The 13,711-nt window shown below is 61.4% G+C and carries 15 protein-coding genes and 1 tRNA gene; 13 read left to right on the top strand and 3 right to left on the bottom strand.

What is annotated here, in order from left to right:
* Positions 1 to 12 precede the first annotated feature (12 nt).
* The 3 genes from P0D68_RS07355 to P0D68_RS07365 form a co-directional block, all read right to left on the bottom strand.
* Positions 13 to 651: a carbonic anhydrase gene (locus P0D68_RS07355; RefSeq protein WP_091795884.1), complete on the bottom strand. Its 639-nt coding sequence runs from the start codon at positions 649 to 651 to the stop codon at positions 13 to 15.
* 234 nt (positions 652 to 885) lie between these two features.
* On the bottom strand, positions 886 to 1,437 hold the full coding sequence (locus P0D68_RS07360; RefSeq protein WP_408297061.1) for a hypothetical protein: 552 nt from the start codon (positions 1,435 to 1,437) through the stop codon (positions 886 to 888).
* A 165-nt stretch (positions 1,438 to 1,602) separates the two neighbouring features.
* A complete protein-coding gene (locus P0D68_RS07365; RefSeq protein WP_408468196.1) occupies positions 1,603 to 1,860 on the bottom strand; it encodes a hypothetical protein in 258 nt (85 codons plus the stop codon).
* Between P0D68_RS07365 and P0D68_RS07370 the strand changes: the two genes are divergently transcribed.
* From P0D68_RS07370 to nuoF, 13 genes are all read left to right on the top strand, one after another.
* Positions 1,859 to 3,013 carry a branched-chain amino acid ABC transporter substrate-binding protein gene (locus tag P0D68_RS07370; protein WP_408468210.1) on the top strand — a complete coding sequence of 385 codons (1,155 nt, stop codon included), beginning with the start codon at positions 1,859 to 1,861 and terminating at the stop codon, positions 3,011 to 3,013. The genes P0D68_RS07365 and P0D68_RS07370 overlap by 2 nt on opposite strands.
* Positions 3,014 to 3,199: 186 nt before the next feature.
* On the top strand, positions 3,200 to 3,472 hold the full coding sequence (rpsO, locus tag P0D68_RS07375; RefSeq protein WP_011487489.1) for a 30S ribosomal protein S15: 273 nt from the start codon (positions 3,200 to 3,202) through the stop codon (positions 3,470 to 3,472).
* 345 nt (positions 3,473 to 3,817) lie between these two features.
* Positions 3,818 to 5,977 carry a polyribonucleotide nucleotidyltransferase gene (pnp, locus tag P0D68_RS07380; protein WP_177204995.1) on the top strand — a complete coding sequence of 720 codons (2,160 nt, stop codon included), beginning with the start codon at positions 3,818 to 3,820 and terminating at the stop codon, positions 5,975 to 5,977.
* Positions 5,978 to 6,128: 151 nt separating this feature from the next.
* Positions 6,129 to 7,145, top strand: coding sequence for an NAD(P)H-quinone oxidoreductase (locus tag P0D68_RS07385; protein ID WP_091800672.1), 1,017 nt, complete (start codon positions 6,129 to 6,131; stop codon positions 7,143 to 7,145).
* A gap of 121 nt (positions 7,146 to 7,266) precedes the next feature.
* Positions 7,267 to 8,046, top strand: coding sequence for a triose-phosphate isomerase (gene tpiA, locus P0D68_RS07390; protein WP_091795826.1), 780 nt, complete (start codon positions 7,267 to 7,269; stop codon positions 8,044 to 8,046).
* Positions 8,047 to 8,128: 82 nt separating this feature from the next.
* On the top strand, positions 8,129 to 8,506 hold the full coding sequence (gene secG / locus P0D68_RS07395; RefSeq protein WP_091795823.1) for a preprotein translocase subunit SecG: 378 nt from the start codon (positions 8,129 to 8,131) through the stop codon (positions 8,504 to 8,506).
* 112 nt (positions 8,507 to 8,618) lie between these two features.
* Positions 8,619 to 8,703, top strand: a tRNA-Leu gene (locus P0D68_RS07400).
* Positions 8,704 to 8,866: 163 nt separating this feature from the next.
* Positions 8,867 to 9,226 (top strand): NADH-quinone oxidoreductase subunit A, encoded by a 360-nt coding sequence (locus tag P0D68_RS07405; RefSeq protein ID WP_013339872.1) that lies wholly within the window; start codon positions 8,867 to 8,869, stop codon positions 9,224 to 9,226.
* A gap of 63 nt (positions 9,227 to 9,289) precedes the next feature.
* The gene (locus P0D68_RS07410; RefSeq protein ID WP_006052903.1) at positions 9,290 to 9,769 is read left to right on the top strand and encodes a NuoB/complex I 20 kDa subunit family protein; all 480 of its coding nucleotides are present in this window, start codon (positions 9,290 to 9,292) and stop codon (positions 9,767 to 9,769) included.
* 21 nt (positions 9,770 to 9,790) lie between these two features.
* Complete coding sequence (locus P0D68_RS07415) at positions 9,791 to 10,393, top strand: NADH-quinone oxidoreductase subunit C (protein WP_091795820.1); 603 nt, start codon at positions 9,791 to 9,793, stop codon at positions 10,391 to 10,393.
* A gap of 9 nt (positions 10,394 to 10,402) precedes the next feature.
* Complete coding sequence (locus P0D68_RS07420; RefSeq protein ID WP_091795817.1) at positions 10,403 to 11,656, top strand: NADH-quinone oxidoreductase subunit D; 1,254 nt, start codon at positions 10,403 to 10,405, stop codon at positions 11,654 to 11,656.
* A gap of 130 nt (positions 11,657 to 11,786) precedes the next feature.
* Positions 11,787 to 12,272 (top strand): NADH-quinone oxidoreductase subunit NuoE, encoded by a 486-nt coding sequence (gene nuoE / locus P0D68_RS07425; RefSeq protein WP_007175612.1) that lies wholly within the window; start codon positions 11,787 to 11,789, stop codon positions 12,270 to 12,272.
* Positions 12,269 to 13,597 carry an NADH-quinone oxidoreductase subunit NuoF gene (gene nuoF, locus P0D68_RS07430; RefSeq protein ID WP_091795814.1) on the top strand — a complete coding sequence of 443 codons (1,329 nt, stop codon included), beginning with the start codon at positions 12,269 to 12,271 and terminating at the stop codon, positions 13,595 to 13,597. Before nuoE ends, nuoF begins: the two co-directional genes overlap by 4 nt.
* The last annotated feature ends 114 nt before the right edge of the window (positions 13,598 to 13,711 follow it).

A 13,711-nucleotide genomic window follows, 5' to 3' on the forward strand; every position in this document is an offset into this window, starting at 1 on the left:
TGAGGTGTCGCGCTAAGCGGCGGCGCTGTGGGCGGCGGTGGTGCAGGTCATCGCGTCGTCGGCTTCGTAGCCGGACGTGAGGACCTTGATGCGCCCATCTTCGAGCGCGAAGATCCAGCCGTGCACGAGGGGCGCCGGATCGGCGTCCTGCACGATAGGGTGCGCGCGTAAGCCGCGTACCTGTTCGAGCACGTTCAGTTCGGCGAGGCGATCGACGCGCTGCCGCTCGTTTGCGTGGCCATCCAGTTCTTCGTGGTGTGCTTTGGCGAGTGCGCAAAGCGGCGCGATCCGGCGATTCACATGCGGCAGGCTCGGCTCGGGCGGCAGCAGCGCGGCGCGCACGCCACCGCATCCATAGTGGCCGCAGACGATCACATGGCCGACCTTCAACACCTTCACCGCATATTCGAGCACGCTCGCCGAGTTGTCGTCGCCGGCTTGGAAGAGGTTGGCAATATTGCGGTGGACGAACAGGTCTCCCGGCTCGCAATGTGTGATGGTCTCGGCGGGCACGCGGCTGTCCGAGCAACCGATCCACAACACGTGCGGATTCTGGCCGCGCACGAGGTGGCGAAAAAATGCGGGGTTGCGCACGGCGGTTTCATGCGCCCACGCTACGTTGGCGACCAACAGGCGTTTGGGACGGTTCATCGATAACGGCTCCGTAAGTGGTGCGCATTCATTCGGCGCCGAATTCACGGCTACGCTCGTGCGGCCTCATGGGAGACCAGCGCTGAATCAATGCTTACGAAAGCCTTTCTATCAAAAAATAAATCCGCTGTGCGCGAAATAAAATTCGCCGCCATGCGTAATAAATAAAAAAAAGCCGCCTGAAGAGGCGGCTTTGGTAGATGCGCGGCGCATTGCGCGTCATTTGCGCATCGCTCAGAACAGGCTGCGGCGATCCGGATCGTGCAACGGATCAGGCGTTTTCTGCGTGAGCCGGACAATGCCCTGGTCGTCGAAATAAAAGCTGTACATCATGTACCAGACGTTGTCTTCCAGATAGCGATAGGTCCAGACTTCACGCTTCATCAACGGGAAGTAGGCCGTTTCGACCGGGCGGCCGAAATTCACCAGCACGTCGCTCTTGGTCCACTTGCCGATTTCCGCGCGGTAGAACTCGTTGGGTTGCAGCACCTGGCGCACGTTGACGATCTTGCCGGCCGCGTCGATGTCGGCCGCGGTGGTGGTTTCGCCCATCGGCTGGGTCGGCCACATCAGCCGCTTCCCGCCGTTGGGCAGGTCGTAGCTTTCGCGCGGCGGGCCGAGACGCGCGACGATGGTGGATTCATCCGCGCCCTGGGTGTATTGCTGCCAGGGCTGCACGCAGCCGGCAAGCGTCAAGGCGCTCAGGCAGACGAGCGCCGCGCGGCGCAGGCGCCCGGCGGCCGGCGCTCCGGTCGAGGCCGCCGTGACGTGGTGGCGGTTGAACATGTATTCCTCCGATGGCGTGTGAGTAGCGGTTTTTATCATCGAGACGCATTATTTTGACACGCGCTGCGGCAAAAGATTTGCGGTTCGTGAAGGGCTGGCCGGGTAGTGGGGTAACGCTTGGCCCGGCTTGCTTATTCCGTCCCGAACCCCCTATGATCCGCGCTTTCACCAATCAGGCGGGGCGATGACGATGGCGAAGTGGCAACGAACGGCCGTGGCGCTGATAGCGCTTTTGATGACAGCGGCGCACGCGGCGGGCGAGCCGGCGACAAACCCCACGGCCGGCGCCGCAGCCAGCCCCGCAGTGAGTCCGGCAGCGAAGCCGACGGCTAACGCCGCAGCAATACCGGTAGCTAACGCCGCGGCGAAGCCCGTGAACAAACCCACCGGCACGCCGATCCAGCTGGCGTTGATCGAAGGCATGTCCGGCCCGTTCGCCAACGCGGGCGCGGCGGTGGAGCGCAATCTGCGCTTCGGCGTCGAGCAGGTGAATGCGCACGGCGGCGTGAAGCTCGCCGACGGCGCGCATCCGTTCGAACTGGTCGTGCTGGACAGCAAGGGCGGCACCGAAGAGGCGCTCACGCAACTGCGCGCGGCCGCCGACCGCCATATCGGCTACATCCTGCAAGGCAACAGCTCGGCGGTCGCCGCCGCGCTGATCGGCGCGATCGACAAGCAGAACAGCCGCGAGCCGGGCAATCGCGAACTGTTCCTCAACTATTCCGCCGACGACCCCGCCCTGACCAACGCCAACTGCAGTTTCTGGCATTTCCGCTTCGACGCTCACGCGGGCATGCGCATGGATGCGCTGGCCGACGTGATCCAGCGCGACAAGGCGGTGAAGAAGGTCTATCTGCTGAACCAGGATTACAGTTTCGGGCACGACGTCAGCAGCCTCGCGCGCTCGACGCTGGCGACGAAGCGGCCGGACATTTCGGTCGTCGGCGACGAATTTCATCCGATCGGCCGCGTGAAGGACTTCGCGCCGTACGTGGCGAAGATCCGCGCGAGCGGGGCGGATGCCGTGATCACGGGCAACTGGGGTAACGACCTGACGCTGCTCGTCAAGGCCGCGCGCGAACAGGGGCTGGACACGAAGTTCTACACGTTCTACGGCAACAGCCTCGGCGCGCCGGCCGCGTTGGGCGACGCCGGCGTCGGCCACGTGATCGCGGTGGCGGACTGGCATCCGAACGCCGGCGGCGCGGCGTCCGATGCCTGGTACGCCGCCTTCCGGACCCGTTTCCCGGCCGCGCAGGACGATTACCCGGTGCTGCGCATGTCGCTGATGATCGAAACCCTCGCTGCGGCGATGAGCCGCGTCGGCAGCGCCGATCCGACCGCCGTGGCGAAAGCGCTGGAAGGCATCAGGTTCGACAACGGCTTTCACGCTTCCTGGATGCGCGCCGACGACCACCAATTGATCCAGCCCCTTTACGTGATGGAAATGGACAAAGCCGGCACGCCGGGCGTGCATTTCGACAACGAGGGCTCCGGCTATGGCTTTCGCACGGTGCTCGCGCTGCCCCCCGAGCGCACGGTCTTGCCGAGCGTTTGCAAGATGAAGCGGCCATGACGCGGGAAAGGCGTGGCATCGCCCGTCACAGCGGGGTTCGCGGCCGGATTGGGCTGTGCTACAATACGCGTCCCGTTGTGAGGCAGGCCTGTATTCAGGGCGTGTCGGCAATATTGAAAGCACACGGGTAACCCACGGCACGGCCTTTCTTCCGTGACCGCCTGTCTAGTTCTTAAGGAAATCGACATGTCCGCAGTTGAAACAAGCAAGAAGTCCGAAGTCGTCGCGCAATTCGCACGCGCAGCTAACGACACCGGCTCCCCCGAAGTTCAGGTCGCGCTGCTCACGACCCGCATCAACGAACTGACCGTTCACTTCAAGGCTCACACGAAAGATCACCACAGCCGCCGCGGTCTGCTGCGCATGGTGAGCCGCCGTCGTAAGCTGCTCGACTACCTGAAGGGTAAGGACGCGGATCGTTACCGCGCACTGATCGAGAAGCTGGGTCTGCGTAAGTAATCGGCCAGTCGTTCAGCAAGATGCCTGTGTCAGTTCCACTGATACAGGCATTTTGTTTTTGCACGGTGCGCTTCATGTGATGCGCGCCGGCTGTTCTCCGCAGTGGCGTGCTGGTTCATGCGGCGGGAGCAGCGAAGCAGTAATCAAGCAGTAGAGCAAGCAGTAAAGAAGGGATTCATGGCCGGGCTTCAGGGCGGAGCTTTGTGTCATTCCAGCGGTTCGCGCGCGTCCTCGGCGTCAAGCGTGGCTCTCTGGAATGGCATAACACTACTCTTCCCATGCGGCGCCGGTCCTGGCGTTGCCGCGCCGCTTCTGGTCCGCGCGGCATTACGAAGAGGAAAAGCAATGACTATGTTCAATAAGATCGTCAAAGAATTTCAGTGGGGACAACATAAGGTTCGCCTCGAAACCGGCGAGATCGCTCGTCAGGCGAGCGGTGCCGTGATCGTCGACGTCGAAGATACCGTGGTGCTGGCCACCGTGGTCGGCGCCAAGACGGCCAAGCCGGGCCAGGACTTTTTCCCGCTGACCGTCGACTACCTCGAAAAGACCTACGCCGCCGGCAAGATCCCGGGTGGCTTCTTCCGTCGCGAAGGCCGTCCGTCGGAAGGCGAAACGCTGATCTCGCGCCTGATCGACCGTCCGCTGCGTCCGCTGTTCCCGGAAGGCTTCTACAACGAAGTCCAGGTCGTGATCCACGTCCTGTCGCTGAACCCGGAAATCCCCGCTGACATTCCCGCGCTGATCGGCGCGTCGGCAGCGCTCGCCGTGTCCGGTCTGCCGTTCAATGGCCCGGTCGGCGCAGCACGCGTGGCCTATATCAACAACGAATACGTGTTGAACCCGACGCGTCCGCAAATGAAGGAATCGGCACTCGACCTGATCGTCGCCGGTACGGAGCGCGCGGTGCTGATGGTGGAATCGGAAGCGCAGCAACTGAGCGAAGAAGTGATGCTCGGCGGCGTGGTGTTCGGTCATGAGCAAATGCAGATCGCGATCGACGCGATCCACGAACTGGTCCGCGAAGGCGGCAAGCCGGAATGGGATTGGCAGCCGGCGGCGAAGAACGAGCCGCTGATCGCACGCGTGACGGAACTGGCGCAAGCCGACCTGCTCGCCGCCTACCAACTGCGCGACAAGCAAGCCCGTTCGACCAAGCTGAAGGAAGTCTACGCAGCCACGTCGAAGAAACTGGAAGAAGACGCTGCAGCAAGCGGCACGGTGGCGGCCGACAAAGCAACCGTCGGCAACGTGCTGTTCGATATCGAAGCGAAGATCGTCCGTACGCAAATCCTGAACGGCGAACCGCGTATCGACGGCCGCGATACGCGCACCGTGCGCCCGATCGAAATCCGTACCGGCGTGCTGCCGCGTACCCACGGCTCGGCACTGTTCACGCGCGGCGAAACGCAAGCGCTGGTAGTGGCGACGCTCGGCACGAAGGGCGACGAGCAGAACATCGACGCGCTTGAAGGCGAGTACCGCGAACGCTTCATGCTCCACTACAACATGCCTCCGTTCGCGACCGGCGAAACGGGCCGCGTCGGTTCGCCGAAGCGCCGTGAAATCGGTCACGGCCGTCTGGCCAAGCGCGCGCTGGCTGCATGCCTGCCGAGCGCCGACGAATTCGGCTACTCGATTCGCGTCGTGTCGGAAATCACGGAATCGAATGGTTCGTCGTCGATGGCTTCGGTGTGCGGCGGCTGCCTCGCGCTGATGGACGCCGGCGTGCCGATGAAGGCGCACGTCGCCGGCATCGCGATGGGCCTGATCCTGGAAGGCAACAAGTTTGCCGTGCTGACCGACATCCTCGGCGACGAAGATCACCTCGGCGACATGGACTTCAAGGTGGCGGGCACGGAACAAGGCGTGACCGCGCTGCAAATGGACATCAAGATCCAGGGCATCACCAAGGAAATCATGCAGGTCGCCCTCGCGCAAGCGAAGGAAGGCCGTCTGCATATCCTCGGTAAGATGACCTCGGCGGTGTCGGGCGCGAACACGGTGCTGTCGGACTACGCACCGCGCATGATCACCATCAAGATCAATCCGGAAAAAATCCGCGACGTGATCGGCAAGGGTGGTTCGGTGATCCGCGCACTGACCGAAGAAACCGGCACGACGATCGATATTTCGGACGACGGCGTCGTCACCATCGCCAGCACGAGCAGCGAAGGCATGGCCGAAGCGAAGAAGCGTATCGAGAACATCACGCTGGAAGTCGAAGTGGGCCAGGTGTACGAAGGCACCGTGCTCAAGCTGCTCGATTTCGGCGCGATCGTGAACATCCTGCCGGGCAAGGACGGTCTGTTGCATATTTCCGAAATCGCCAACGAGCGTATCAAGGACATCAACGACTACCTGAAGGATGGCCAGCAAGTGAAGGTCAAGGTCATCCAGACGGACGAAAAGGGCCGCGTGCGTTTGTCGGCCAAGGCGTTGCTGAACGAAGGCGCGAATGGCGCAAGCGGCGCGCCGCAAGGCGAGCCGACGCCGCAGCAGTAATGCGGTAGCGGGGCAACGGCCGGCAGCGCGAATGCGCGCCGGCCGTTTTTCATGAAGGGCGCAGGGTGGATTGCGTTGCAGGTAATGAGAAACGGGTACTCTAGTTGTTCATCCCGGCATGCAACGCAATCCAATCTTGGAGTTGACGCAGATGAAAGCGATCGAAATCACCGAATTCGGTGCACCGGATGTTCTGAAACTGGCGGAGCGGCCCACGCCGCAACCGGCCGCGGGCGAGGTGCTGATCAAGGTGGCCGCATCCGGCATCAACCGTCCTGACGTGTTCCAGCGCAAGGGCGGCTATGCGCCGCCGCCGGGCGCGTCGGATCTGCCGGGGCTGGAAGTGGCGGGCGAAATCGTCGGCGGTACGATCGACGAGAAGAACAATCCGTTTGGCCTGAAGGTGGGTGATCGCGTGTGTGCGTTGCTGGCTGGTGGCGGCTACGCGGAATACGCGGTCGCGCCGTTGCTGCAGTGCCTGCCGGTGCCGGCCGGTTTGTCGGACGTCGAGGCGGCTTCGCTGCCGGAAACGTTTTTCACGGTGTGGAGCAATGTGTTCGACCGTGCGCAACTCGGTAAGGGCGAAGGCGCGCCGAACGAAACGCTGCTGGTGCAGGGTGGTTCCAGCGGCATCGGCGTGACGGCGATCCAGATTGCGCATGCGCTGGGTTTCCGCGTGTTCGCGACCGCCGGTTCGGACGAGAAGTGCCGTGCGTGTGAAGCGTTGGGCGCCGAACGGGCGATCAACTACAAGACCGAAGATTTCGTCGAAGTGATCAAGTCGTTGACCAACGACCGCGGCGTCGACGTGGTGCTCGACATGGTGGCGGGCAGTTACGTATCGCGCGAGTTGACGGCCTTGGCCGACGGCGGACGCATCGTGCTGATCGCGTTGCTGGGTGGCGCGAAAGCGGAGCTGAATCTGAACGAAGTGCTGCGCCGCCGTTTGACGTTGACCGGTTCGACGCTGCGTCCGCGGTCGATCGAATTCAAGGCGAAGATTGCCGCGCAACTCAAAGAACGCGTGTGGCCGCATCTCGAAGACGGGCGCATCAAGCCCGTGGTGCATCGCGTGTTTCCGGCCGCGCAGGCCGCCGACGCGCACACGCTGATGGAGAGCAGCACGCACGTCGGCAAGATCGTACTGTCTTGGGGTCAGGACGCTTGACACGGTCGGTTTGACCCGATCCACCCCACGCAGTAAAATTGCGCGTTTTGCGCACGCCGCATGAATCCGAAAGGCGGACTGTAAGCGCAAACGAAGTCCGCCGCCAAGACAAGACGAGACGATGTCGAAACAACGAGCCAAACTGGTAGTCGGTAACTGGAAGATGCACGGGCGCCTCGCTGAGAATGCCACGCTGTTGCAGGCGGTGGTGCAAGGCGCGGGCGAATTGCCGGCCGACGTGCGCGTCGGCGTCTGCGTGCCGAGTCCGTATCTCGCGCAGTCTCAATCGTTGCTGGAAGGCAGCCGGGTCGTGTGGGGCGTGCAGGACGTGTCAGCGTTCACGCATGGCGCCTATACCGGCGAAGTGGCCGCGCCTATGGCGGTGGAGTTCGGCGCCACGCTCGCGATCGTCGGGCACTCGGAGCGCCGTGCCTATCATCGCGAAAGCGCAGAACTGGTCGCGGTGAAAACACAGCGCGCGCTGGAGGCCGGCTTGACGCCGATCGTCTGCGTCGGTGAAACGCTTGAAGAGCGCGAAGCCGGTTCGACCGAGCAGGTGGTCGGCATGCAGCTGGACGAAGTGCTGGCGAAATTGTCGGTGCAAGAGGCGGCGCGGATCGTCGTTGCTTATGAGCCGGTCTGGGCGATCGGCACCGGCAAGAGCGCGAGTTCGGAGCAGGCGCAGGCGGTTCATGCGTTCCTGCGCGCGCGTCTGGCGGCAAAGGGCGCGGCGGTGGCGGATGTGCCGCTGCTGTACGGTGGCAGTGTAAAGCCGGAAAACGCGGAAGAATTGTTCCGCCAGCCGGATATCGACGGTGGCCTGATCGGCGGCGCGTCGTTGAAAGACCAGGATTTCCTGGCGATCTGCAAGGCGGCAGCCGCAACGAGCGTCGCCGGTTGAGCAGGGCGCCTTGGCGAGGATGACCCCATCCCGTGCAACACGTAGTGTGTCGCGCGGTTAAATAAAGACTCAGGTGAGTGTGATGCTGTATTTGAAAACATTGATTATCGTCGTTCAGCTGTTGTCGGCACTCGGGGTGATTGGCCTCGTCTTGCTGCAACACGGCAAAGGCGCCGATATGGGCGCGGCTTTTGGTAGCGGAGCGTCGGGCAGTCTGTTCGGTGCGACCGGTTCGGCAAACTTTTTGTCACGTACAACGGCGGTTCTCGCCGCGGTGTTTTTTGTCACCACGCTGACGCTCACGTACCTTGGTGCATATCGGGCGAAACCTTCCGCAGGCTTGCTGGGCGCGGCGGTGACTGCGCCGGTCGCGGCTTCGGCTGCTTCGGCACCGGCAGGTGGCTCGGCTGTTTTGCCGGCATCGGCTGCATCCGTTCCTGCGACTGATGTACCGAAATAAATTTTCGTTCAAAGTGCTTTTGTGCGTTGAACAAACTGTTTAGACCAGTTATAATTCAAGTCTTGAAGCGATTCGCGGGTTTTATAAGTTGTTTTCCCGGATTGCATGCAGTGCCGACGTGGTGAAATTGGTAGACACGCTATCTTGAGGGGGTAGTGGCGAAAGCTGTGCGAGTTCGAGTCTCGCCGTCGGCACCAAAATGTTATCTAAATGCCAGCCGCTTGCTTCGCTTCGGCTGGCATTTTCACTTCTGGCGTGCGGCTTGCGTTGGGCTTGCGACATGTGCGTTTCGGAAGTGATTTCGCGTCAGGAGTGCTATGCTCCTGACGGCACTCAGAACCCAACCGATTGAGGACTGTCTTGAACCTCGCAGCCTATTTCCCCGTCTTGTTGTTCCTCGTTGTGGGCACTGGTTTAGGCGTGGCGCTGGTCAGTATCGGCAAGATCCTCGGTCCCAATAAGCCTGATACCGAGAAAAACGCACCGTACGAGTGCGGCTTCGAAGCATTCGAAGATGCGCGCATGAAGTTCGATGTGCGCTATTACCTCGTCGCCATTCTGTTCATCATTTTCGATCTTGAAACCGCGTTCTTGTTCCCGTGGGGCGTTGCCCTGCGCGACATCGGCTGGCCGGGCTTCATGGCGATGATGATTTTCCTGCTCGAATTCCTGCTGGGCTTCGCCTACATCTGGAAAAAAGGCGGCCTCGACTGGGAATGATGGATTAATCGCCGGTTTGCGCGGGTGGCCAAGGCTTGCCACCCCGTCTGGAGTGGAAAGCAAATGAGTATCGAAGGGGTCTTGAAGGAAGGGTTTGTCACCACCACAGCTGACAAACTGATCAACTGGACGCGCACCGGCTCGCTGTGGCCGATGACGTTTGGTCTTGCGTGCTGTGCGGTCGAGATGATGCATGCGGGTGCCGCCCGTTATGACCTCGACCGTTTTGGCGTGGTGTTTCGTCCGAGTCCGCGTCAGTCGGACGTGATGATCGTCGCCGGCACGCTGTGCAACAAGATGGCGCCGGCTCTGCGCAAGGTCTATGACCAGATGGCCGAGCCGCGCTGGGTGATTTCGATGGGTTCGTGCGCGAACGGTGGTGGCTATTACCACTACTCGTATTCGGTGGTGCGCGGCTGCGATCGGATCGTGCCGGTCGACGTCTATGTGCCCGGTTGCCCGCCCACGGCGGAAGCGCTGGTGTACGGCGTGATCCAGTTGCAGGCCAAGATTCGCCGCACCAACACAATCGCCCGTCAATAAGGCCAACGCCTCCCCCACAATATGGCAAGCAAACTCGAGACCCTGAAAGCGAACCTCGAGGCGGCCTTTGGCGGCCTCCTGCAGAGCACTACCGAGGCAATCGGTGAGTTGACGATCGTCGTGAAGGCTGGCGACTACCTCAATGTGGCAACCCGTCTGCGCGACGACCGCTCGCTCGGTTTCGAGCAATGCGTGGATCTGTGCGGCGTCGACTATCAGACCTACGCCGAAGGCGCTTATGACGGCCCGCGTTTCGCGGCCGTTCTGCATTTGTTGTCGGTGCAGAACAACTGGCGTTTGCGTCTGCGCGTGTTCGCGCCGGACGACGAAGTGCCGATCCTGCCGTCTGTCGTCGAAATCTGGAATTCGGTCAACTGGTACGAGCGCGAGGCATTCGACCTGTACGGCATCGTCTTCGAAGGCCACCCGGACCTGCGCCGTATCCTCACCGATTACGGTTTCATCGGTCACCCGTTCCGTAAAGATTTTCCTGTCTCCGGTTACGTCGAAATGCGTTACGACCCGGAAGAAAAGCGCGTCGTCTATCAGCCTGTGACGATCGAGCCGCGGGAAATCACGCCGCGCGTGATCCGCGAAGATCGCTATGGCGGTCTGAAACACTAAGAGAACGCCATGGCAGAGATCAAGAACTACACGCTCAACTTCGGTCCTCAGCACCCGGCAGCGCACGGTGTGCTGCGCCTCGTGCTCGAACTCGACGGCGAAGTCATCCAGCGCGCCGATCCGCACATCGGCCTGCTGCATCGCGCGACTGAAAAGCTCGCCGAAACCAAAACATTCATTCAGTCGGTGCCGTACATGGACCGTCTCGACTACGTGTCGATGATGGTCAACGAGCACGGCTACGTGATGGCGATCGAAAAGCTGCTCGGCATCGAGGTGCCGATCCGCGCGCAATACATTCGCGTCATGTTCGACGAAGTCACGCGCGTGCTGAACCACCTGATGTGGATCGGCGCGCACGCACTCGACGTCGGCGCCATGGCGGTGTTCCTGTATGCGTTCCGCGAACGTGAAGACCTGATGGACGTGTATGAAGCGGTGTCCGGCGCACGGATGCACGCAGCCTACTATCGTCCGGGCGGCGTCTATCGCGATCTGCCTGACGCAATGCCGCAATACAAGGCATCGAAAATTCGCAATGCGAAGGCATTGTCGAAGATGAACGAGAACCGCCAGGGTTCGCTGCTCGACTTCATCGACGATTTCTTCACGCGTTTCCCGAAGTGCGTCGACGAATACGAAACGCTGCTCACCGACAACCGGATCTGGAAGCAACGTCTGGTCGGTATCGGCGTGGTGAGTCCGGAGCGCGCGTTGAACCTCGGTATGACCGGCGCCATGTTGCGCGGCTCGGGTATCGAGTGGGATCTGCGCAAGAAACAGCCGTACGAAGTCTACGACAAGCTCGATTTCGACATTCCGGTCGGTGTGAATGGCGATTGCTACGACCGCTATCTGGTTCGCGTCGAAGAAATGCGCCAATCCACGCGCATCGTGAAACAGTGCATTGAGTGGCTGCGTAAGAATCCCGGCCCCGTGATGATCGACAATCACAAGGTTGCGCCGCCGTCGCGCGTCGGCATGAAGTCGAACATGGAAGAGCTGATTCACCACTTCAAGCTCTTCACGGAAGGCTTCCACGTACCGGAAGGCGAGGCGTACGCCGCTGTCGAGCATCCGAAGGGCGAGTTCGGCATCTATCTGATCTCGGACGGCGCCAACAAGCCGTATCGCCTGAAGATCCGCGCGCCGGGCTATGCCCACCTGTCCACGCTCGATGAAATGGCGCGCGGTCACATGATCGCCGACGCCGTGACGATCATCGGCACGCAGGACATCGTGTTCGGCGAAGTGGATCGCTAGGACGTATTCATCGGCGCGCGTCTTCAGATTGCACTGAAGCGCGCGTCAAGCAAGGAACGCCGGGTCTGTCGCAGCATGATGTGAGCGACGGGTTTTCGTTCGGTAGGAATTGAAAGAGTCGTGTCTGAAAATGATCTCAGCTGAAGGCCTGAAAGAAATCGATCGTGCGATCGCGAAGTATCCCGCCGATCAGAAACAGTCCGCCGTGATGTCGGCGTTGGCCACTGCTCAGGAAGAGCATGGCTGGCTGTCGCCCGAACTCATGCAGTTCGTCGCGGACTATCTCGGCATGCCGGCAGTCGCCGTGCAGGAGGTGGCTACCTTCTACACGATGTACGAGACCTCGCCGGTCGGCAAGTACAAGATCACGCTCTGCACGAACCTGCCGTGTCAGCTTGGCCCGGACGGCGGCTCGGACAGCGCGGCTGAATATCTGAAGCAGAAGCTCGGCATCGACTTCGGCGAAACCACGCCCGACGGCAAATTCACCCTGAAAGAAGGTGAGTGCATGGGCTCGTGCGGCGACGCGCCGGTGATGCTGGTGAACAACCATCGCATGTGCAGCTTCATGAGCCGCGCGAAGATCGACCAGCTGCTCGAGGAACTTTCGAAATGACGTGTTTACACGATCGTCACATCAAACCGCTGATTCTCGCCGGCCTGAACGGCGATAACTGGCATCTCGAAGACTATGTGGCGCGCGGCGGTTACGCCCAGCTGCGCCGTATTCTGGAAGAGAAGATTCCGCCCGAGCAGGTGATTGCCGACGTCAAGGCGTCGGGTCTGCGTGGCCGAGGCGGTGCAGGCTTCCCGACCGGCCTGAAGTGGAGCTTCATGCCGCGTCAGTTCCCCGGCCAGAAGTACCTCGTCTGCAATTCGGACGAAGGCGAACCGGGTACGTTCAAAGACCGCGACATCCTGCGCTTCAATCCGCATGCGCTGATCGAAGGCATGGCCATCGGCGCGTACGCGATGGGCATTACGGTCGGCTACAACTATATCCACGGCGAAATCTGGGAAGTCTACAAACGCTTTGAGCAAGCGTTGGACGAAGCTCGCCGCGCCGGGTTCCTCGGCGAAAACATCATGGGTTCGGGTTTCTCGTTCGAACTGCATGCGCACCACGGTTACGGCGCCTATATCTGCGGCGAAGAAACCGCGCTGCTCGAATCGCTGGAAGGCAAGAAAGGCCAGCCGCGCTTCAAGCCGCCGTTCCCGGCGAGCTTCGGCGTGTATGGCAAGCCGACCACGATCAACAACACCGAGACGTTTGCCGCAGTGCCGTTCCTGCTCGCAATCGGTCCGCAGAATTACCTCGAGATCGGCAAGCCGAATAACGGCGGCACGAAGATCTTTTCGATCGCGGGCGACGTCGAGCGTCCGGGCAATTATGAAATTCCGCTCGGCACGCCGTTCTCCACGCTGATGGAACTGGCCGGCGGTATGCGCGGCGGTAAGAAGATCAAAGCCGTGATTCCTGGCGGCTCGTCGGCACCGGTCATTCCGGGCGACATCATGATGCAGACCGACATGGACTACGACTCGATCGCCAAGCAGGGGTCGATGCTGGGTTCGGGCGCGGTCATTGTCATGGACGAGACGCGTTGCATGGTGCGCTCGCTGTTGCGCCTGTCTTATTTCTACTACGAAGAGTCGTGCGGTCAATGCACGCCTTGCCGCGAAGGCACGGGCTGGCTGTATCGCGTCGTGCATCGTATCGAGCATGGGCTTGGCCGTCCGGAAGATCTGGATCTGCTGAACTCGGTCGCCGAAAACATCATGGGCCGCACGATTTGCGCGCTCGGAGATGCGGCGGCCATGCCGGTTCGCGGCATGCTCAAGCACTACTGGAACGAGTTCGAATATCACGTCGCCCACAAGCATTGCCTCGTCGGCGGTCACGCCGGCGCAGCAGCGGCGTCGGAAACAGTGGCGGCTTGAGCGCAGACAAGCACACGTAAGTGCGCTGAACAGGCACGCACCAGAACACGTCAACCGCGGGATTCATCGCCTGAAACGGGCGATGAACAGGCGAACGATTGAGCGGTAACAGGT

Origin of the sequence: Paraburkholderia sp. RL17-380-BIE-A (assembly GCF_046028085.1) — a bacterium.
Classification (GTDB): Bacteria; Pseudomonadota; Gammaproteobacteria; order Burkholderiales; family Burkholderiaceae; genus Paraburkholderia.